Raw genomic sequence first — 20,774 nt, 5'->3', positions numbered from 1 at the left:
GTTCAAGTCTAGTGCAGGGGTAGCATGGTTCTGATGGCCTTGTTCCCGCGGACGTGTGACTCTTTTCATCAAACCACCCTTATTCTGGCTGCTGCCGCCACCGTAGCCGCGATGGCTGGTTGCTCGGCTGTCCCCGCCAACGCTCCGGTGTCATCCGGCTCCGTTCCGGCCTCGCCTTCAGCGTCCGCCACAGCCTCGAGCACGGGATCACCTAGTCCGACGGCGGCGCCCCCGCCCGCTTCCCCCTCACCGGACCCGGCGCTGCGTCCCTTGGGGTGGGGTCCTGAACAGCGGGACCAGGATGCCGCCGCGGCCGCCGTGGCTGCGATGTCGGTGGAGCAGAAGGCCGGCCAGGTGCTTATGCCGTTCTACACCGGCGGAAACGTGGAAGCACAGGCGGCCACCATTGAACGGCTCCACCTTTCAGGCTCCATCATCATGGGCGATAACGTCCCCCTTGATGCGACCGGCCGGGTGGACCCGGTTGCCATGACGGCGATCAACGCACGGCTCGCCCAGGCCTCCCGCGCTGACGGCAGGCCATGGCCGGGACTCATCGGCGTGGACCAGGAGGGCGGGATCGTCGCCAGGCTCGGCACCACCCTGACTGAATGGCCAACGCCCATGAGTTACGGGGCTGCCGGGAACGTGGCGCTCGCCAAGCATGCTGCGCAAGGCATGGCGGCCGAGCTGGCGCCGTTGGGCTTCAACGTGGACTTCGCCCCGGACACCGATGTGACCGTGGGCCCCGCGGATCCCACCATCGGAGCCCGGTCGATGTCCGGGAACCCTGACGCTGCCGGCGCCCTGGGCGTCTCGTTTTTCCAGGGCATGCTGGCCGCCGGGCTCCTCCCGGCCGTCAAGCATTTCCCGGGACACGGTTCCGTCAGCGTGGACTCGCACCTTGACCTGCCCGTGCAACCCGCGAGCCTGGACGAACTCAAAGCCCGTGACTGGAAGCCGTTCCAGGCCACCATTGCGGCGGGTGTGCCCATGGTCATGACCGGGCACATTGCCGTACCTGCCCTGGAACCCGGCGTCCCGGCGTCGTTGTCCAGGCCCACCTACGCCGCACTGCGGGGGCTGGGCTTTAACGGCGTCGCCATCACCGATGCACTCAACATGGGTGCGGTGCAGAAGCACTACCCGGGCGGTTCCGCCGCGCCGGCCGCACTGTCGGCCGGGGCTGACCTCCTGCTGATGCCGGCCGACGCGGGGCTGGCCCATGCCGCCATCGTGCAGGCCATTGCCAGCGGAAGCCTGCCGGCTGAGCGGCTTACCGAAGCGGCCCAGCGGGTTGCCACCATGATGGCCTGGCGCGGGCGGCTTGCCGCCCAACCTGCCCAGCCACCGGGAGCCGCGCCAGGCAGCGGCAACGCACTGTCAGCCAGTGTCTCGGCTGCCGCCGTCACGGTGATGTCCGGCCCGTGCAGCGGAGCCCTCGTCCCGGGCAGTGTCCAGCTTGCCGGCGGTTCCCCGCAGGACAGGGCACGGTTCGAGGCAGCCGCCGCAAAGGCCGGGCTGGCCACCGGTAGCGGCCCGCTGGTGACCCTTATCGGCTACAAGGGGCGGCCAGCCGGCGGCGACATCGCCGTGGCACTGGATGCCCCCTGGCCCCTGGCGGACTCCAGTTCCCCCACAAAAATCGCACTGTACGGCCGGACCCAGGGGGCCTTCGACGCCCTCGCGAACGTCCTGGCCGGAAAGGCAACAGCACCGGGGAAGCTGCCCGCCGCCGTCGGACCCTTTCCCGCCGGAACCGGCTGCCCCTAGAATCCGCCGCGGCTGATGACCGGGGCAACTCCATGAAAGGGGCAACCGGCGGTTTAATGGACGGGTGCCCATACTCAATAAAGACATGACCCTGTGTATCTCGCTCTCGGCCCGGCCCAGCAACAACGGGACCCGTTTCCACAACCACCTGTACGACCAGCTGGGCCTGAACTGGATCTACAAGGCCTTCGCGCCCACCGACCTTGCCCAGGCAATCGCCGGTGTCCGCGGCCTTGGGATCCGCGGCTGCGCGGTGTCCATGCCGTACAAGGAGGACGTGATCGCGCTCGTGGATGAGCTGGACCCCTCCGCAAAAGCCATCGATTCCGTCAACACCATCGTGAACACCAACGGGCGCCTATTGGCCTACAACACCGACTACACGGCCATCGAGCAGCTGCTGGCCAGCAATGCCGTTCCCACCAACTACTCGGTCCTGGTCCAGGGCGCGGGCGGCATGGCAAAAGCAACAGTCGCTGCCCTGCGGGACGCAGGGTTCACGGACGTCACCGTGATTGCGCGGAACGAGGCCACCGGGCGGGCGCTCGCAGAGCAGTACGGCTTCCGGTGGCAGGCCGAGCTCCGCGGCGGGACGGCCGACCTGATCATCAACGTCACCCCCATCGGCATGGCCGGCGGTCCGGAAACCGACTCGCTGGCGTTCCCCGAAACCGTGATCGCCGCGGCCAAGGTGGTGTTCGACGTCGTGGCGCTGCCGGCTGAAACACCCCTGATCACGGCGGCACGCATCGCCGGAAAACCTGTCATCACGGGCGCCGAAGTGGCCACCATCCAGGCGCTGGAGCAGTTCGTGCTCTACACCGGGGTCCGTCCCACCGACGAACAGGTCCGGGCCGCCGAAGAGTTCATGCGGGCGCAGTAGCGCCGGGCTGCCCTAGACGGGCTCCACCGAGATGGCCACCCGGTCCTCCCCGATGCGGGTCAGGACCAGGGTGGCCGTTTTACTGCCGGCTTTGGCTTTGCTCCCGCCTTTGACTCCGCTTTTGCCTCCGGCGAGGAGCTGCTTGCGCAGTTCCTCCGGCGTGACGGACAGGCCGCGCTTCTTGATGTCCAGCACACTGATGCCGCTGTCCTTGACCCAGGCTTTAAGCGCCTTGACGTTGTAAGGCATCACTTCCAGGACCTTGTAGGCCCGGGCGAACGGGGTGTCCACCAGTTCCGGCGCGCAGATGTAGGCGATGTGCTCGTCCAGCAGGTGCCCGTCCAGTTGGAGCGCGACGTCGGCCACCAGGCCCGCGCGGATCACCGCACCGTCGGGCTCGTAGAGGTAACCCTCCGGCGGACCCACCGGCGCTACCGGACCGCCGTCGAAATCCTCCGCGCTGGTGAGTTCCGCGGCGCCCTGCGGCCCCAGCAGCAGTGCCGCCCGGCGGATTCCCGGCCGGCGCACCGCGTTGAACCAGAGCGTCACCTCGGTGACGTCGCCGCCCACCGATACCCACTGCGCTTCGCAGTCCGCCGGCACCGATTCGTGCGGCATGCCGGGCCCCATCTTGACCCCCACAGCGCGTCCCGTGGCTGCCAGCGATTCCACAAAGGAAAGCGGCGGCGAAAACGCCTCAGGGTCCCAGATCCTCTTGGTGCCCGACGTCGAAGTGGTCCGGCGTGCGGGATCCAGCCAGACGCCGTCGACCCCTTCCAGGGACACAGCGGTGGCGTCCGAATGCACCACCGTGGCGTTGGGGAAAGGAATGAGATTCACCGTGGCGCAGGCAGCCGTGGTCTCGTCCATCTCCACGGCCGTGACGGTGATGTCCATCGAGGCGAGGGCGAGGGAGTCCGCGGCGAGTCCGCAGCCGAGGTCAGCCACGTGGCGAATGCCGGCCTGGGCGAAGCGTTCCGCGTGGCGGGCCGCAACGTTGAGCCGCGTGGCCTGCTCCAGGCCTGCCTGCGTGAAAAGCATGCTCCGGGCGAACTCACCGAATTTGAGTTCGGCCTTGGTGCGCAGTCTGGATTGGGTGAGGACCGCCGAGACCAGCTCGGGGGAGTGGCCGGCCTTCCGAAGTGCCGAATTCAGCTCAAAGGCCTTGTCCTCGCGGTACGGACCCAGGGACGCCAGCAGCTCCCAACCTTCGCTGGTGAGGAGCGGGGCGATCTGGTCCTGCGGTGCTTGAGCCATGGGTTCCAGCGTAGTGGAGATGGCCCGGCAGCCCGTTCCCGCTAGGGTTGAAGGCATGACAGACAGTGCAGGCAGCCAGCCGTCCGAACCGCCCCGGTCCAAGAATTCTGACCTGGTGAAGTTCGCCCGCCCGGCCCTGATTGCCGGTTCTGCCGTGGCTGTGGTCTGCATCGCGCTGCTGGTCATCATCTTCTTCCTGGACACCTTCAACGCCACGGTCTACTCGGTGGGCGGCAAGGATATCCAGGATGCAACGGACGAGGCACGGGACATCCGCGGCCTCTACACCGGGGCCCGCGTGGGCGGGATCATCCTGCTGGTCATCGCGCTGCTGGCCGCACTGGGCGGCGCCGTGGTGCTGTACCTCAAGCGCGGCAGCACCACTGACGGAAACGACAACGGCGACGAGGACGTTGATTTCGAGGACCTTACAGGGCGTTAGGCCTGTTCACTGGGGACATAATTCTGGCACTCGCCTTGACCGAGTGCTAACTACTTACATAGAGTCGTCATTGGCACTCTCCCTAGGAGGGTGCTAACACATGAAGAGCTTTCAGCCAGGCTGCTGCCGGCACCGCGACGACGGTCAGCCAGCCACCGGCAGAACAGTTTTCCAGTCCATAAATTTGCTGACGTAAAGGAGAGGTCCGAGTGTCGGTCTCTATTAAGCCTCTTGAGGATCGTATTGTTGTCCGCCCGCTCGAAGCCGAGCAGACCACGGCTTCCGGCCTGGTTATCCCGGACTCCGCACAGGAAAAGCCGCAGGAAGGCGAAGTTGTTGCAGTAGGCCCCGGCCGCTTCGATGACAACGGCAACCGCGTTCCCCTCGATGTTGCCATCGGCGACGTCGTTATCTACTCGAAGTACGGCGGAACCGAAGTCAAGCACAGCGGCACCGAGTACCTCGTGCTCTCCGCCCGCGACGTCCTGGCGATCGTCGTAAAGTAACTCTTTGGATCCCCGCGCCGCTGAACCTGCACTCTGCCGGTCAGCTGCGCGGGGTTCTGTCTTGAAAGGACAAAACCATGGCAAAGCAGCTTGCGTTTAACGACGCTGCCCGCCGGTCACTTGAAGCCGGCATCGACAAGCTCGCCAACACTGTCAAGGTGACGCTCGGCCCCCGCGGCCGCAACGTTGTTCTCGACAAAAAGTGGGGAGCACCCACCATCACCAACGACGGCGTCACCATCGCCCGTGAAGTTGAGCTTGATGACCCGTACGAGAACCTTGGCGCGCAGCTGGCCAAGGAAGTAGCCACCAAGACCAACGATGTTGCCGGCGACGGAACCACCACCGCCACCGTCCTCGCCCAGGCCCTGGTCAAGGAAGGCCTGCGCAACGTTGCTGCCGGCGCCGCTCCGGGCCAGATCAAGCGCGGCATCGAGGTTTCCGTTGAAGCCGTTGCCGCCCGCCTGCTCGAGAACGCACGCCCGGTTGAAGGCACCCAGGTTGCCAACGTTGCCGCCATCTCGGCCCAGAGCGACGAAATCGGCGAGCTCCTCGCCGAGGCATTCGGCAAGGTCGGCAAGGATGGTGTGATCACCATCGAGGAATCCTCCACCACGCAGACCGAGCTGGTCCTCACCGAGGGCATGCAGTTCGACAAGGGCTACCTGTCCCCGTACTTCGTCACCGACGCAGAGCGCCAGGAAGCCGTCCTCGAAGACGCCCTCATCCTGATCAACCAGGGCAAGATCTCCTCCGTCCAGGAATTCCTGCCGCTGCTGGAAAAGGCGCTGCAGAGCTCCAAGCCGCTCTTCATCATTGCTGAAGACGTCGACGGCGAGGCACTGTCCACGCTGATCGTCAACCGTATCCGCGGCACCCTGAACGTGGTTGCCGTCAAGGCTCCGGGCTTCGGCGACCGCCGCAAGGCCATGCTGCAGGACATCGCCACCCTCACCGGTGCGCAGGTTGTCTCCGCTGAACTGGGCCTGAGCCTGGACACCGTTGGCCTTGAGGTGCTGGGTACCGCCCGCCGCATCACGGTCACCAAGGACAACACCACCATCGTTGACGGCGCCGGTTCCGCAGAAGACGTCGCAGCCCGGGTTTCCCAGCTGCGCGCCGAGCTGACCCGCACCGATTCCGACTGGGACAAGGAAAAGCTCCAGGAACGCCTGGCCAAGCTGGCCGGCGGCATCGGCGTGATCAAGGTTGGCGCAGCCACCGAGGTTGAGCTGAAGGAAAAGAAGCACCGCATCGAAGATGCAGTGTCCTCCACCCGCGCCGCCCTCGAAGAAGGCATCGTGGCCGGCGGCGGTTCCGCGCTGATCCACGCACTGAAGGCCCTCGACGAGGATCCCGCAGTGAAGGCCCTCGAAGGCGACGCCGCCGCAGCTGTGGGCATTGTCCGCCGCGCGCTGGTCCAGCCGCTGCGCTGGATCGCCCAGAACGCCGGCTTCGACGGCTACGTCGTCACCGCCAAGGTTGCCGAACTCGAAACCAACAACGGCTTCAACGCCAAGTCGGGCGAGTACGAGGACCTGATCGCCGCCGGTGTCATTGACCCGGTCAAGGTCACCCGTGCGGCCCTCCGCAACGCAGCTTCCATCGCCGCGCTGGTTCTCACCACCGAGACCCTCGTGGTGGAGAAGCCCGCTGACGAGGACGAGCACGCAGGCCACAGCCACTAATCGGCTGAAGCTACGCGGGGTCACTCCCGGCTAAAAAACCGGTCCAGCATCTGCTGGGCCGGTTTTTTACTGTCGTGGCAGACTGGTGCCATGCTGCTCGACGAGCTCGTGAAAACCTCGGACACGGTCGCGTCCACCCGCTCCCGGCTCGCGAAAGTCGAGGCGCTGGCCGGCCTGCTGCGCAGGGTTGAGCCCGCGGACATTCCGACGGCGGTCGGCCTGCTCACCGCCAGGCCGCGGCAAGGCAGGGTAGGGGTCGGCTGGCGTGGCATGGCTGCGGCGATGGGGGAGCCGGCCTCCGAGCCTAGCCTCACTGTTGCCGAGCTCGACGCCGCACTGGACCGGTTGCTCCTCCCCACCGGCGCTGGATCTACCGCCGAGCGCGCCGCCATCCTCCGGATGCTTACGGCGCAAGCCACCGAGGGCGAGCAGGCATTCATCGCCGGAGTGCTGCTCGGAGAACTGCGGACCGGTGCCCTGGAAGGGGTGCTGACAGATGCCATCGCCCGCGCAGCCGAACGCCCCGTTGAGGCCGTGCGGCGTGCGGCCATGCTCTCCGGGGATCTCGGCGGGACCGCCCTGCTGGCGATCACGGGCACGCCGGCCCAGCTTGACGCCGTCGGCCTCGTCGTCGGCCGTCCCGTGCAGCCCATGCTCGCCTCCACCGCGGCAAGCGCCGGCGCGGCACTGGAGGCCACGGGCGAGGCATCCGTGGAATACAAGCTCGACGGGGCACGTATCCAGGTGCATCGGGTAGGCGACGACGTACGTATTTACACCCGCACCCTGGCCGACGTGACCCACCGGCTGCCCGAAGTGGTGGAGGTGGTGCGCGGACTTCCGGTGCGCGAGGTGATCCTCGACGGCGAGACGCTCGCCCTTGACGAGGACGGCGGGCCGCGGCCGTTCCAGCAGACAATGTCGCGGTTCGGCGCGGACGTGGCACGCGACACGGTGCTGCATCCGTGGTTCTTCGACGTACTTCACCTGGACGGGCGCGACCTGCTGGACGAACCGTTGGGGACTCGCATCGGCTTGCTTGAGCGGATTGCCCCTGAGTACCGGATCCCGGGGGAGATCACAGCGGATGCGGACGTCGCGGAGCGGATGTCCCGCGAGGCACTCGCCGCAGGCCATGAGGGCGTGGTGGTGAAGGCGGTGGGATCGGCCTATGCCGCAGGCCGGCGTGGCTCCAACTGGATCAAGGTGAAGCCGGTGCTCACGTACGATCTGGTGGTTCTCGCCTGCGAATGGGGATCAGGCCGGCGCACCGGGCTGCTCTCGAACCTGCACCTCGGTGCCCTTGACCCCGCCGGTGAATTCGGCGAACCCGGCGGCTACGTGATGGTGGGCAAAACCTTCAAAGGCCTCACGGACGTGCTGTTGCGCTGGCAGACCGAGAAGTTCCAGGAGATTGAGGTGCGGCGGACGGCGGGCACCGTCTGGGTCGAACCCGTCACCGTAGTCGAGATCGCGATCGACGGCGTGCAGAGTTCCCCGCGCTACCCCGGCGGAATTGCCCTACGGTTCGCCCGCGTCAAGCGATACCGGGACGACAAGCCGGCAGCGGAAGCCGACACCATTCAGACGCTTCGCGGGCTGTTGCGCTAAGGGCCCCGGCGGCGCAGTTCCCGGTTCCACGAGGTACCCGCAGCCCGCTTGTGGGCCGGGTGTGGCGGGCGTACCGTGACGCTTAAGTACCGTAGCGTCCAGCGCGTCACGGCGACGAAGCCGGCTGGGCGGGCTGTGTCCGAGGAGGCCGAGCGTGTCAACTGAAGCGGGCATCGACGAGGGCAGGGCCGCGTTCCGGGAACACCGGTGGACCGATGCCTTCAGGAGCTATTCCGGAGCCGATCGGCGCGGCGGGCTTCCCGCGGCGGACCTTGAAAATCTGGCCACCGCCGAGATCCTGACGGGCAACACCGCAGCAGGCCTGGACACCCTCACCCGCGCCCACGAGGAGTATCTCGTCGTCGGCGATGTTGCGAGCGCTGCCCTGTGCGCCGGCTGGCTCGGGATGCAGCACATGTTCCAGGGGGACAGTGCGCAGGCCGGCGGATGGTTTGCGCGTGGCCAGAGGCTCGCCGATGAACTGGCCAAGCCGAATGCTGTGCAGGGATTCCTCATGGTGCCTGCCGCGCTGGGCAAGCTCTACGCCGGTGATCCTGCAGGCGCCCTCGAACTTTTCACCCAGGCTTCCGAACTGGGCCGGAGATTCCAGGAGAAGGACCTGTCCGCGCTGGGCCTCCTGGGGACCGGCCAGGCCACCCTGATGCTGGGGCAGGCGGACGAGGCGCTCAGCATGTTCGATGAGGTCATGGTGGCCGTGACATCAGGGGAGCTGTCCCCGATTCCCTCGGGCATCATCTACTGCGCCGTTATTGGAAACTGCCAGCTGGCCTTCGATCTGGAGAGGGCGCTGCAATGGACAGCCGCACTTGACCGCTGGTGCGAGGCCCGCCCGGACATGGTGTCTTTCAGCGGCCAATGCCAGCACCATCGCGCCGAACTCTTCAAACTCCATGGGGCGTGGGCGGAAGCGTTCGAGGCAGCAGCCAGGGCCCAGGAGCTGTCCGCCAAAGGTGATCCACAGGCGCTCTATGGCGGCTACTACGAACAAGGCGAACTTCAGCTGCTCACCGGCCAGCTGGACGCGGCTGAAGCGTCGTTCGCTCAGGCTGCCAGGAGCGGCTACGAACCGCAGCCCGGCCTGGCACTCGTGGTCCTCGCGCGGGGAGACGCCCGGCGGGCGCAGTCCATGATCCGGAGGGCCGCCGGTGTGGCGGACGTGGCCACCCGCAGGCATCTCCTGCCGGCGCTGGTGGAAATTGAACTGGCTGCCGGTGATACGGAGGCGGCACGGCTGTGGGCCGCTGAGCTGGATTCCTTCGCCCGCGAGACCCCCATGCCCATGGTCCGGGCGGCCGCCGGCCAGACCGACGGCGCGGTCCGGCTGGCTGAAGGCGATCCGGCCGGAGCGACGGCGTCACTGCGGCAGGCCTGGCGGCTTTGGCAGCAGTTGGGCGTTCCCTACGAAGCAGCCCGCTGCCGGGTTCTGATCGGGCGTGCCTGCCGGGACCTCGGCGACGAGCCCTCTGCGCTCCTGGACTTCGAGGCGGCACATGCCGAGCTCCTCGAACTTGGAGCGGCACCGGCCGCGGCCTGGGCGGCATCGCTGATGAAGGCGGACGGGCGAAGCGCAACCGGAGGCCTGACCCCACGGGAAGCGGAAGTGATCCGGCTGGTTGCCTCCGGAAAAGGCAACCGTGCCATCGCCGCTGAGCTCTACCTCAGCGAGAAGACCGTGGCACGCCACCTCAGCAATATCTTCCTCAAGCTGGGGCTCTCCTCCAGGGCCGCCGCCACCAGCTACGCCTACGAGCACGGGCTCGCCGGCTGAACGCTGACCCCAGAGCTGCATAAAAATACCCATTCACTCCGGGGGCAGAATTGCATGTTTTAGCCGACGCGGGCACCACGTCAGCGCTCGTAGCCTCAAAGCATGAACCTTCCAGTGCTTGCCGGAATGCTTTCGACAGTCCTCTTTGCCGTAGGGATGCTGCCGATGCTTCTCAAAGCTGCCCGCACCAAGGACCTGGCCTCCTACAGCCTGAGCAACCTGGTGCTGAGCAACGTGGCCAACGCCGTGCACTCCATTTACGTCTTCAACCTTCCGGCCGGTCCCATCTGGATCCTCCACCTTGCCTACGTCCTGGCCTCCGGGCTGATGCTGGCCTGGTGGGTGCGATACCGGGAGCCAGTGCTGAAGCAGGACGAGGACATGCCGGCTGCCAGCCTGGAGAGTTCAGTCAGGTAATTCCAACAGGCCAAGGAGGAGAGCAGTCATGAACAACGCAACCAACAGCAGTGACCAGTCCGGAATCGGGCTGGACACCCTGGTGATCGGCGGCGGACAGTCAGGCCTGGCGATGGGCTACTACCTGTCCCGCCAGAACCGGAAGTTCCTGATCCTCGACGAGAACCAGAGGATCGGGGACGCATGGCGCCAGAGGTGGGATTCCCTCCGCGTCTTCACTCCGGCGAAGTACGACGGCCTGCCGGGGGCCCCGTTCCCGGCGGATCCGTTGTCCTTCCCGCACAAGGACGAACTGGCCGGATTCTTTGCGGAATACGCGGCCCGCTTCGACCTTCCGGTACAGACCGGAGTGCGCGTTGAGCGCTTGTGGCACGAAGGGGACCGTTACATCGCGGCCGCCAACGGGCACCGCTGGGAAGCCAGCAACGTTGTGGTGGCAACAGGTGCGGAGCGTTGCCCGAAGGTGCCCCGCTTCGCTGCGGAGTTGGATCCATCCATCGTGCAGTTCCATTCCAGCGCCTACAAGAACGCGGGGCAGTTGCAGGACGGCCCTGTCCTTGTTGTGGGGCTGGGCAACTCCGGCGCTGAAATCGCCTTGGAAGTCAGCCGCACCCACCCCACGCTGGCCGCCGGGAAACCCGCGGGCGAAATCCCCGTGAAGCACGGCCGGGCTGCGGCCCGCTTTGTCCTGCCGGTGATCAGGTTCGCAGGGCTCTACGTCCTGAACCTCGGAACGCCGCTGGGCCGTAAAGCCGTGCCGGCCCTCAAAGCCCACGGGGCGCCGCTGATCCGGACCAAGACCAAAGACCTTGCAAAAGCCGGCGTGGAGTTCGTTCCGCGGGTCGCCGGAGTGGAGGACGGCGTACCGGTGCTTGCGGACGGAACCCGGGCCCAGGTGGCCAACGTCATCTGGTGCACCGGGTTCCAGGAGGAGTTTGGCTGGATCGATCCGGCCCTGCTCGAGGACGGCGGGATGCCCCGGCAATACCGCGGCGTTGCGCTTGATTCGCCCGGACTGTTCTTCCTGGGTCAGGACTTCCTGTACGCGGCCACCTCCGCTACGCTGCCCGGTGCGTGCCGCGATGCACGCTACCTCGCATCGAAGATCCCCGCCCCCGTCACCCGAGGCTCCGCACTGTCCGTCACCCAGGCGCGTGGGGTTGCTCACAGTAGCCTCCCGGAATAGGGGGATCGGCCGGGAGGTTCTAATATTTACTCAACGCTTTGACGCATGGATCCCGTGTGTTGAGCAACCGACTTATTAAGGCCCTGCACGGACCAGTCCCGTAATGACGGGCTGGTCATCAGCTGCAACCCCTACCCGTGACCAGTAACCAAGGTAAGAGGCGCACTCATGACCCAGCCCGAGCACAATCCCTTCGGCTTCATCGGCCTGACCTACGACGACGTCCTGCTCCTCCCGGGCCACACGGACGTCATTCCGTCCGACGCCGACACGTCCTCGCGGATCTCCAAGCGGATCACGGTCCACACCCCGCTGCTGTCCGCCGCCATGGACACCGTCACCGAATCGCGGATGGCCATCGCCATGGCACGCCAGGGCGGACTGGGCGTCATTCACCGCAACCTGTCCATCCAGGACCAGGCCGATCAGGTTGACCGGGTCAAGCGCAGTGAGTCCGGCATGATCACCAACCCGCTGACCATCGGCCCCGAGGCCACCCTGGCGGAACTTGACGAGATCTGCTCGCAGTACCGCGTGTCCGGCCTGCCCGTGGTGGATGAAGGCATGCGGCTCCTGGGCATCGTGACCAACAGGGACACCCGCTTTGTCCCGGAAGCCGACTTCCCGCTGCGGCTGGTCAGTGACGTGATGACCAAGATGCCGCTGGTGACAGGCCATGTTGGTATCAGCCGCGAGGAAGCCTCCCACAAGCTGGCCACGAACAAGATCGAAAAGCTGCCCCTGGTTGACGATCAGGGCCGGCTCAAAGGCCTCATCACCACCAAGGATTTCACCAAGGCAGAGCAGTACCCGCTGGCCACCAAGGACGACGAAGGCCGGCTCCGTGTGGGTGCAGCCATCGGCTTCTTCGGTGACGGCTGGGAACGCGCCATGGCCCTGATCGACGCCGGCGTGGACGCTTTGTTCGTTGACACCGCCAACGGCCACTCCCAGGGTGTGCTGGACATGATCCGCCGCCTGAAGTCCGATCCGCGGGCAGCGCACGTGGACATCATCGGCGGCCAGGCCGCCACCCGCGAAGGCGCACAGGCACTGATCGACGCCGGCGCCGACGGCATCAAAGTGGGCGTTGGGCCGGGCTCCATCTGCACCACCCGCGTGGTGGCCGGCGTGGGTGTCCCGCAGATCACCGCCATCTACGAATCCGCCAAGGCCGCCATCCCGGCCGGCGTCCCGCTGATAGCCGACGGCGGCCTGCAGTACTCGGGCGACATCGGCAAGGCGCTGGTTGCCGGCGCCGACACCGTGATGCTGGGTTCCCTCCTGGCAGGCTGCGATGAGTCCCCGGGCGAGCTGATCTTTGTCAACGGCAAGCAGTTCAAGAGCTACCGCGGCATGGGCTCACTTGGCGCCATGCAGTCCCGGGGCAAGAACACGTCCTACTCCAAGGACCGCTACTTCCAGGCCGATGTCTCCGGTGACGACAAACTCATCCCCGAAGGCATCGAAGGCCGGGTTGCCTACCGCGGCCCGCTGGCCTCCGTGGCGTACCAGCTGGTGGGCGGCCTCCGCCAGACCATGTTCTACACCGGCGCGCCCACCATCCCCGAGCTCAAGGCCCGCGGCAAGTTCGTCCGGATCACACCGGCAGGGCTCAAGGAGTCCCACCCGCATGACATCCAGATGACGGTGGAGGCACCGAACTACGGTTCACGCTGATCCCACCTAACAGACAGGCCGCGGAGAATTTTCCCGCGGCCTGTCTGCGTCTGCCCGCGCGACTAGGCTGAATCCATGTCCGAACCCCGCCACCCTGCTGAACTGAACCCGAAGAGGGATGCGCGCCGGCGTTTGGCCCTGAGGCCGTATGCCCGGGCCGTGGCACAGGTGCTGCGCGTCAGCTTCCGGGCCTCGCCGGCCGCCGTCGTGATGAAGGTTGTGGGCTCGCTGATCTCGGCGACCTTGCCGCTGGTGACCACTTTCTTCGCCGCGCTGACCACCACCTCGCTCGCTGCCGCGTACTCAGGGGACGCCGCCGCGGGCCAGCAGGCCATCGTCTACGTCATCATCACCGCCGCCCTGGGCCTGTTCTGGGGCGCCTTCAGCAGCGTGGACCGCTACATCCAGCAGCTGATGAGCTTCAAGGTGGGCGCCATCGTGGGCGACCAGATGTACGAGCGCTTCCTGGCCCTGGAGTTCTGGCGCTACGACGACAAAGAGACCGTGGACCTGTACGACCGCGCCAAACGGTTCTCGGATTCCTACGCCAGGGTGCTGGACCGCATCGCCGCGATCTTCACCCAGCTGGTCTCGGTGATCCTGGCGATCGGTGCGCTGCTGCTGGTCAGCTGGTGGATCGCGGTGATTGTGCTCATCGCGATCGTGCCCAGCGTCTACCTGCAGTTCAAACTCTCGCGGGAACAGATCGCCCACTGGAACACGCAGGTGGATTCGCGGCGCCAGCGGCGGATGATCGAGACGAACCTGCTCCGCCCGCAGCACATCGCCGAGATGCGCCTGTACGGGATTGTGGGCTACCTGATGGAGTTCAGGTCCCGGCTGCGGGACGCTGACGAACGCCGGCGCCTGGACTTCCAGAAACGCTACATCCCCAAGCAGCTGGCTGCCGACGCCCTGCAGTACGGCGCCGAAGTGGTGTCGCTGATCTGGGTGGTGGGGCAGATCATCGCCCGCGCCCAGCCAGTGGGCCAGTTCCTGTACGTCCAGCAGATCGTCAGCCGCGCCCTGTCCACGGCCAACAACCTGGTGTCCTCGCTGAGCTCCATCGACGAGGACCTGGCCAACCTCAAGGACTACGAGGTGTTCATGGCGCTGCCGGTCCACTCCAGCCATGCCCCACCGCTGCTGCAGGCCCCCAAGACCGTTGAGCTCAGGGACATCCGCTTCACCTACACCGGCAGCGATCTGGAGGTGATCCGCGGCATCAGCATGGTGATCCGGGAAGGCCAGCACATTGCCATCGTGGGGGAGAACGGCGCCGGAAAGTCCACCCTCATCAGGATCCTGGCCGGGCTGTACGCCCCGGACTCCGGGCAGGTAATGCTCGACGGCGTCGATCTCGCCGCCGTCGATGTCACCTCCTGGCACCGCCACCTGGCCGTGCTGAGCCAGGAGTTCCTGAAGTACGAGTTCGCTACAGCGGCGGACAACATCCGCTTCGGCGACGTCGATTCGCCGCGGGACGATGACCGGATCCGACGGGCCGCGGCCGACGCCGAGGCCCTGGAGTTCATCAACAAGCTGCCCAACGGCCTGGACAACCACGTCAGCAACTGGATGGAGGATCCACGCGGACGGAAGGGCAGCGGACTCTCCGGCGGCCAGTGGCAGCGGCTTGCCATGGCTCGGAACTTCTACCGGGACGCCGAATTCATGGTGATGGACGAGCCAACCTCGGCCATCGACGCCCTCGCCGAGCACCGCATCTTCACCCGGCTCTTCGCCGACCGCAGCAGCACCATCATTGCCATCAGCCACCGGCTCGCCACCATCGAAAAGGCGGACATTGTGTACATGCTCGAGGACGGCCGGATCGTGGAGCAGGGCACGCACAAAGAGCTGGTGGCCATGCGGGGCCGCTACTTCAGGATGTTCGAATCCCAGCTCCCCATTGAGGAGTCAGAGGGGGTCTGACGCTGGTTCCTCCACGGTAGTGCGGACCCGGGCCAGGCTGGGCCGCGGCGGGACGCTGCTGAACCCGAAGCTCACAGCGGGCCGGATGGGAGCCAAGGCTCCAGCGTCCAGGCCGTCCCAGCTCACGACGGCGGAGCTGATGTGGTGGAGGTCGCTCACCCCGTAATACTCACGCCTGCCGCTGCCGGCAGTTCCGGAGGTCCGGGCACCCGGGCTGAGTACGGCGGCCAAAGGACTGATCGCACGCAGCCAGGCGGGATGAACTGCGAGGGGGCGCGGCACGCCCCGCAACGCGGTGCCAAGGAGGGTCCTGCGGCCCAAGCCTGCCCGCAGTCCCAACGGGCCGGCGTCGACCTTCAACTGCTCATCTGACAGCCGCGCGCCCACCTCCACCACCATGACTTCGTCAAAGCCGTACGTGAAGGAGATGAAGCCGGCCACTTCCCGGCTGGGGGCGAGCAGCAGCCGGTGACCCGAGGGATGCTGGACCATGACGTCGGCGAAGGGACCGAAAGGGGACTGCTGCCAGAGGCCCACGACCGCCCGCAGACCGGTGGCCGTGCCGACGCCGGCGATGTGCCCGTCGAAGATCCAGCGTTTGCCCATCCAGCCACTGTAGCCATGGTCCCGGGGGAGCGGCGCCGCTGGGATAACCTAGAGCAGTGACTTACGAGATCGAGATCGGCCGTGGCAAGCGTGGGCGTCGTGCCTACTCCCTGGATGACATTGCGATTGTCCCCAACCGTCGCACCCGCGACCCCAAGGACGTGTCTGTCTCATGGCAGATCGACGCCTATAAGTTCGATATGCCGGTGATTGCCGCCCCGATGGACTCGGCCATGTCCCCGGAGACGGCCATTGCCCTGGGCCGGCTCGGCGGCCTTGGCGTCCTGGACCTTGAGGGCCTCTGGACCCGCTACGAAGATCCGCAGCCCATCCTGGACGAAATCGGTGCCCTGCAGGATGAGACCAACAGCCCGGCGGTGACCGGACGCATGCAGGAGCTCTACCGCGCCCCCATCCAGCCGGAACTGATCACCTCCCGCCTGGCTGAAATCCGCGCCGCCGGTGTCACCGTTGCGGGATCCCTGACGCCCCAGCGCACCCAGGAACACTACAAAACCGTGGTGGCCGCCGGCGTCGACATCTTTGTCATCCGCGGCACCACCGTGTCGGCCGAGCACGTATCCAAGGACCACGAACCGCTGAACCTCAAGCAGTTCATCTACGAACTGGACGTGCCGGTGATTGTGGGCGGCGCCGCCGGCTACACCCCGGCGCTGCACCTGATGCGGACCGGCGCCGCCGGCGTCCTGGTTGGCTTCGGCGGCGGCGCCACCGGCACCACGCGGCGGGCCCTGGGGATCCACTCGCCCATGGCCTCCGCCATCTCCGACGTCGCGGCCGCCCGCCGCGATTACATGGATGAATCCGGCGGACGGTACGTCCATGTAATTGCCGACGGCGGCATGGGAACCTCCGGGGACATCGTCAAGTCAATCGCCATGGGCGCCGACGCCGTGATGCTGGGCAGTGCCCTCGCCAGGGCGGAAGAGGCCCCGGGCAAAGGCTGGCACTGGGGCCAGGAAGCCCACCACGCGGAACTTCCCCGCGGGGACCGCGCCAACGTTGGCACGGTGGGGCCCCTGGAAGAGGTCCTGTTCGGCCCGGGCCACCACACCAACGGCACGTCCAACCTGATCGGTGCCCTTCGCCGGTCGATGGCCACCACCGGTTACTCAGACCTCAAGGAATTCCAGCGCGTGGACGTGGTGGTCTCGCCCTATTCGGGTAACTGACACTCCACGCCAGTGCTGCCGCATGCCCAACCATGCGGCAACGAAGTAGGGTGGTTAGGACCGGTAGCAGCGGCAACGGAGGCGTTCGAATGAGCAGTGTTCCAAACCAGCGCGGGGCCCTGGGCCCCGAGGCACGGGAAGCATCCATTGCCCGGCTCAGGGCTACGGCCCAGCCCGGCAAGGAACTGGACATCCTCATTGTGGGCGGCGGCATCGTCGGCACCGGCGCGGCCCTGGATGCTGTGACACGCGGCCTCAGTGTGGGAATCGTCGAGGCAAGCGACTGGGCGGCGGGGACCTCGTCCCGGTCTTCCAAACTGATCCACGGCGGGCTCCGCTACCTTGAGATGCTGGATTTCGGGTTGGTCAAGGAGGCGCTGCAGGAGCGCGGACTGCTGCTGTCCGAACTCGCCCCGCACCTGGCCCGTCCCGTGCCGTTCCTGTACCCGCTCACCAAACCATTCGTCGAGCGGCCCTATGTAGGGGCCGGAATCGCGCTCTATGACCTGCTGTCCGTTTCCGGCGGCCACAGCCGCGGCGTGCCGTTCCACAAACACCTCAGCCGGCGGGGCACGCTCAGGGCTGCCCCCAGCCTGAAAAAGGATGCCTTTGTGGGCTCCATCCGGTACTACGACGGCCAGGTGGACGACGCCAAGTACGTGGCCAACCTGATCCGGACGGCCGCCCACTACGGTGCCCACGCGGTGAACCAGATGGCCGTGGTGAGTTTCCTCCGGGAAGGCGAGCGCGTGGTCGGGGCCAAGGTGGTGGACCATGAGGACGGCTCGCAGTTCAACATCAGGGCCAAGCAGGTCATCAACGCCACCGGGGTGTGGACGGATGAAACCCAGGCCATGGTCACCGACCGTGGCCAGCTGAAGGTCCGGGCTTCCAAAGGCATCCACCTGGTGGTTCCCCGCGACCGTTTCCAGTCAACCGTGGGGCTCATTCTCCGCACCGAGAAATCTGTGTTGTTTGTCATCCCGTGGGGCCGCCACTGGATCATCGGCACCACCGACACCGACTGGAGCTTGGACAAGGCGCATCCTGCGGCATCCAGCAAGGACATCGACTACATCCTTGACCACGTCAACCAGGTCCTCAAACGTCCGTTGACCAGGGAGGACGTTGAAGGCGTGTACGCAGGCCTGCGTCCGCTGCTGGCCGGTGAGAACGACTCCACCGCCAAGCTCTCCCGCGAACACATCGTGGCCCACCCCGTGCCGGGCCTGGTGGTGGTGGCCGGCGGCAAGTGGACCACGTACCGGGTCATGGCCAAGGACGCCGTTGACGAGGCCACCCGCACCATGGACGAGCGTGTCCCGCCAAGCTGCACGGAAACCATCCCGCTGCTCGGCGCCAGCGGCTTCAAAGCGGCCTGGAACCGGAGGAACCGGACCGCCGAAGAGTCAGGGGTCCACGTGGCACGGATCGAGCACCTGCTCAACCGGTACGGGTCCATGACGCCGGAGGTGCTGGACATCATCGCCCGCGATCCAGCCCTGGCAGAGCCGCTGCCCGGCGCCGATGATTACCTGCAGGCCGAGGCCGTCTACGCCGCCACCCACGAGGGCGCCCGGCACGTCAATGACGTGCTGACCCGCAGGACCCGCATCTCCATAGAGTCCTGGGACCGCGGTGTCACTGCGGTGCCCGTGGTCGCTAAACTGATGGGTGAAGTTCTTGGCTGGAGCGACGAACAACGCGAACGCGAGATAAACCACTACATTGCACGCGTTGAAGCGGAACGGCTCAGCCAGCAGCAGCCGGACGACGAATCAGCCGACGCCGCACGCCTGGGCGTTGACGACATCGTGCCCCTGCGCTGAATGGCTGCGCGGCTGAAGGCTGCGCGCATCAGCACTTCTCTCCTGACTGAAGGGACTCGCCTTGGCGGAACCACTTGATCGGTACGATGCCGAGCTCACCACCCCCGAGATGGTGATCCTCGAGCTGGAGGCATCGGACAAGGCGGATGCCGCCACGCAGCTCGCAAAGCGTCTCCACGCTGCCGGACGCGTCACGGACCTGCCCGGCTTCCTGGCGCACGTGAACGCGCGCGAGCACCAGCTTGCCACCGGCCTCCCGGGAGGCATCGGCCTGCCCCATGCCCGCAGCGAATTCGTTTCGCGGACCTCCATCGCGGTGGGGATCACCAAGTACGGGCACGCACTGGATTTCGGTGCCACCGACGGTCCCGCAACCGTGATCCTGCTGATCGCCACGCCCGCAAGCTCCTTCTCCGACCATCTGGAAGTGCTTGCCACACTGGCGCGCTCGCTGTCCAAGGAGTCCTTCCGAGAGTCGCTGCGGCGGGCCTACGATGCCGAAGTCATTGCCGAGCTCATCAACTCCAGCCTGGTGTTCTTCGACCACTGACTACCCTGGGCGCCGCCGTCAGCGGCACCCGGCGTTTAGTTGTTCTACAGCGGAACGAAGTACGGTTAAGACGTGTGGAAAACAGCCCTTAAGCCCCGATGGATCGCAGGCCTGGTCTTCGCGTTCCTCGTCTCCGGGGTGTTTGTCCTGCTCAGCCAGTGGCAGTTCGGGCGTTCCACAACCCCCGAAGTCCCGGATAACCCCGCCACCGAACAGGCACAGGCCCTCACGGGGACACTGCAGCCGGGGGACTTCTTCCCGGGCTCGGTGGCCGATCAGATGGTCACCGCGGACGGATTCTACGATCCCGCCAGGCAGGTTCTGGTGCCGGACCGCCTTAAGAACGGCCAAAGCGGCTACTGGGTGGTTTCCGCTTTCGCCGTCACCGGAGCACCAGCGCTCAGCGGCTCAGCCGCCACTGCCCAGACGTGGATCCCCGTGGCCCGCGGCTGGGTTGCCGAGCCCGACGACGCCGGCGCACCGCCGTCGGGCGCCGTAACACTTACTGGACGGCTGCTGCCGTCGGAGTCACCGCTGCCGGCCACCGCACCGGCGCCCGGGCAAGCCTCGGCGGTATCCGTTGCCGAACTCATCAACTACTGGGATGTCAGCAGCTACCCGGGCTTCGTGGCCGCCACGTCCGAGGTGGTTGACGGCACGGACGCCAGCGCCGCCGCGGTCAGCGGGGCCCTGTTGCCGCTGGAAATCGGTCCCCAGCCACCCGCCCAGCAGGTCAACTGGCTCAACCTCTTCTACTCGCTGGAATGGGTGGTCTTCGCCGGCTTCGCACTGTTCATCTGGTGGCGGCTGGTCAAGGACGACTACCGCCGGGACCTCGAAGAGGAACTCGACGACGAAGCCCATCACGAAGCCGCGCCCCACCCGGCTGCTCCCGAACCGCACCAACAAAAGGTAACGCCATGATTGAACCGAAACCGGCCATCCAGCAGGGGACTGCGCAGGGAAAAACCAAGAAGCGCCGCTTCGGCGGAACCGAGCCGCAGATCCGCTCGGCCCTGAAGTTCTACAAGGTCCTGGCCTACCTCACCGGCGGCATGCTGCTGCTGCTGTGTGCGGAGCTGATTGCCCGGTATGTCTTTGGCGCATACCTGTTTGCCGGCGGCACCAACGCCGTCACCGGCCAGCCGTTCGGCTTCGGGTTCGCTGACGCCGAGCCGAAGGGTGTGATCGGCGGCGCCAACATCTCCGTGGGCGTGCTGATTGTCCACGGCTGGATGTACGTGGTCTACCTGATCTCCAACTTCCGGCTCTGGACGCTTATGCGGTGGCCGTTCCTGAAGCTCATCCTGCTGGCACTGGGCGGCGTGGTCCCTTTCCTGTCCTTCATCGTGGAAAAGAAGTTCCACGCCGAGGTCGAAGCTGAACTGGCCGCCAACCCGCAGGCAGCCCAACGGTACTGAGGAGTCTG

At 66.3% G+C, this 20,774-nt stretch carries 19 protein-coding genes; 16 read left to right on the top strand and 3 right to left on the bottom strand.

Annotated elements, in window-relative coordinates; translation table 11 throughout:
- Nucleotides 1-68: 68 nt before the first annotated feature.
- Nucleotides 69-203 (bottom strand): hypothetical protein, encoded by a 135-nt coding sequence (locus tag ACP7AX_RS04715; protein WP_426225574.1) that lies wholly within the window; start codon nucleotides 201-203, stop codon nucleotides 69-71.
- Nucleotides 204-327: 124 nt separating this feature from the next.
- On the opposite strand from ACP7AX_RS04715, the gene ACP7AX_RS04710 reads away from it, so the two are divergent.
- Together ACP7AX_RS04710 and ACP7AX_RS04705 are read left to right on the top strand one after the other, a co-directional pair.
- Complete coding sequence (locus ACP7AX_RS04710) at nucleotides 328-1,773, top strand: glycoside hydrolase family 3 N-terminal domain-containing protein (RefSeq protein WP_426225636.1); 1,446 nt, start codon at nucleotides 328-330, stop codon at nucleotides 1,771-1,773.
- 64 nt (nucleotides 1,774-1,837) lie between these two features.
- Nucleotides 1,838-2,656 (top strand): shikimate 5-dehydrogenase, encoded by an 819-nt coding sequence (locus ACP7AX_RS04705; protein ID WP_426225573.1) that lies wholly within the window; start codon nucleotides 1,838-1,840, stop codon nucleotides 2,654-2,656.
- A 12-nt stretch (nucleotides 2,657-2,668) separates the two neighbouring features.
- Here the strand turns inward: ACP7AX_RS04705 and ACP7AX_RS04700 are convergent, their stop codons facing one another.
- On the bottom strand, nucleotides 2,669-3,913 hold the full coding sequence (locus tag ACP7AX_RS04700) for a THUMP-like domain-containing protein (protein WP_426225635.1): 1,245 nt from the start codon (nucleotides 3,911-3,913) through the stop codon (nucleotides 2,669-2,671).
- 55 nt (nucleotides 3,914-3,968) lie between these two features.
- Here ACP7AX_RS04700 and ACP7AX_RS04695 point away from each other — a divergent pair, with 55 nt between their 5' ends.
- The 9 genes from ACP7AX_RS04695 to ACP7AX_RS04655 all read left to right on the top strand — a co-directional run bounded on the left by ACP7AX_RS04695 (nucleotide 3,969) and on the right by ACP7AX_RS04655 (nucleotide 15,167).
- Nucleotides 3,969-4,355 carry a hypothetical protein gene (locus ACP7AX_RS04695; RefSeq protein WP_426225572.1) on the top strand — a complete coding sequence of 129 codons (387 nt, stop codon included), beginning with the start codon at nucleotides 3,969-3,971 and terminating at the stop codon, nucleotides 4,353-4,355.
- Nucleotides 4,356-4,564: 209 nt separating this feature from the next.
- Nucleotides 4,565-4,861, top strand: a complete 297-nt coding sequence (groES, locus tag ACP7AX_RS04690; protein ID WP_108598130.1) for a co-chaperone GroES — start codon at nucleotides 4,565-4,567, stop codon at nucleotides 4,859-4,861.
- 77 nt (nucleotides 4,862-4,938) lie between these two features.
- On the top strand, nucleotides 4,939-6,549 hold the full coding sequence (gene groL / locus ACP7AX_RS04685) for a chaperonin GroEL (RefSeq protein WP_131682831.1): 1,611 nt from the start codon (nucleotides 4,939-4,941) through the stop codon (nucleotides 6,547-6,549).
- A 90-nt stretch (nucleotides 6,550-6,639) separates the two neighbouring features.
- Nucleotides 6,640-8,160 carry an ATP-dependent DNA ligase gene (locus tag ACP7AX_RS04680; protein ID WP_426225571.1) on the top strand — a complete coding sequence of 507 codons (1,521 nt, stop codon included), beginning with the start codon at nucleotides 6,640-6,642 and terminating at the stop codon, nucleotides 8,158-8,160.
- A 154-nt stretch (nucleotides 8,161-8,314) separates the two neighbouring features.
- Entirely contained in the window at nucleotides 8,315-9,949 is a 1,635-nt protein-coding gene (locus ACP7AX_RS04675; protein WP_426225570.1) for a LuxR C-terminal-related transcriptional regulator, read from the top strand.
- 102 nt (nucleotides 9,950-10,051) lie between these two features.
- Nucleotides 10,052-10,366, top strand: coding sequence for a hypothetical protein (locus ACP7AX_RS04670; RefSeq protein WP_426225569.1), 315 nt, complete (start codon nucleotides 10,052-10,054; stop codon nucleotides 10,364-10,366).
- A 28-nt stretch (nucleotides 10,367-10,394) separates the two neighbouring features.
- Nucleotides 10,395-11,552 (top strand): flavin-containing monooxygenase, encoded by a 1,158-nt coding sequence (locus ACP7AX_RS04665; protein ID WP_426225568.1) that lies wholly within the window; start codon nucleotides 10,395-10,397, stop codon nucleotides 11,550-11,552.
- A gap of 168 nt (nucleotides 11,553-11,720) precedes the next feature.
- Nucleotides 11,721-13,232, top strand: coding sequence for an IMP dehydrogenase (gene guaB, locus ACP7AX_RS04660; RefSeq protein WP_426225567.1), 1,512 nt, complete (start codon nucleotides 11,721-11,723; stop codon nucleotides 13,230-13,232).
- Between the two features lie 75 nt (nucleotides 13,233-13,307).
- Entirely contained in the window at nucleotides 13,308-15,167 is a 1,860-nt protein-coding gene (locus tag ACP7AX_RS04655) for an ATP-binding cassette domain-containing protein (protein ID WP_131682826.1), read from the top strand.
- Here ACP7AX_RS04655 and ACP7AX_RS04650 read toward each other — a convergent pair.
- The gene (locus tag ACP7AX_RS04650; protein WP_426225566.1) at nucleotides 15,153-15,773 is read right to left on the bottom strand and encodes a hypothetical protein; all 621 of its coding nucleotides are present in this window, start codon (nucleotides 15,771-15,773) and stop codon (nucleotides 15,153-15,155) included. The two genes, ACP7AX_RS04655 and ACP7AX_RS04650, sit on opposite strands and share 15 nt — an antisense overlap.
- Before the next feature lie 56 nt (nucleotides 15,774-15,829).
- Between ACP7AX_RS04650 and ACP7AX_RS04645 the strand changes: the two genes are divergently transcribed.
- From ACP7AX_RS04645 to ACP7AX_RS04625, 5 genes are all read left to right on the top strand, one after another.
- Nucleotides 15,830-16,966: a GuaB3 family IMP dehydrogenase-related protein gene (locus tag ACP7AX_RS04645; RefSeq protein WP_426225565.1), complete on the top strand. Its 1,137-nt coding sequence runs from the start codon at nucleotides 15,830-15,832 to the stop codon at nucleotides 16,964-16,966.
- Between the two features lie 89 nt (nucleotides 16,967-17,055).
- Nucleotides 17,056-18,795 carry a glycerol-3-phosphate dehydrogenase/oxidase gene (locus ACP7AX_RS04640; protein ID WP_426225564.1) on the top strand — a complete coding sequence of 580 codons (1,740 nt, stop codon included), beginning with the start codon at nucleotides 17,056-17,058 and terminating at the stop codon, nucleotides 18,793-18,795.
- A gap of 61 nt (nucleotides 18,796-18,856) precedes the next feature.
- Complete coding sequence (locus tag ACP7AX_RS04635; RefSeq protein WP_131682822.1) at nucleotides 18,857-19,345, top strand: PTS sugar transporter subunit IIA; 489 nt, start codon at nucleotides 18,857-18,859, stop codon at nucleotides 19,343-19,345.
- Nucleotides 19,346-19,417: 72 nt separating this feature from the next.
- Nucleotides 19,418-20,269, top strand: a complete 852-nt coding sequence (locus ACP7AX_RS04630) for an SURF1 family protein (protein WP_426225563.1) — start codon at nucleotides 19,418-19,420, stop codon at nucleotides 20,267-20,269.
- The gene (locus ACP7AX_RS04625) at nucleotides 20,266-20,766 is read left to right on the top strand and encodes a DUF3817 domain-containing protein (protein WP_131682820.1); all 501 of its coding nucleotides are present in this window, start codon (nucleotides 20,266-20,268) and stop codon (nucleotides 20,764-20,766) included. The genes ACP7AX_RS04630 and ACP7AX_RS04625 overlap by 4 nt, the downstream gene beginning before the upstream one ends.
- Nucleotides 20,767-20,774 lie beyond the last annotated feature (8 nt).

The sequence above is a fragment of the Pseudarthrobacter sp. DSP2-3-2b1 genome (assembly GCF_049895945.1).
In the GTDB taxonomy this organism is placed as follows: Bacteria; Actinomycetota; Actinomycetes; order Actinomycetales; family Micrococcaceae; genus Arthrobacter.
This window is presented reverse-complemented; position numbering and strand designations above follow the sequence as displayed.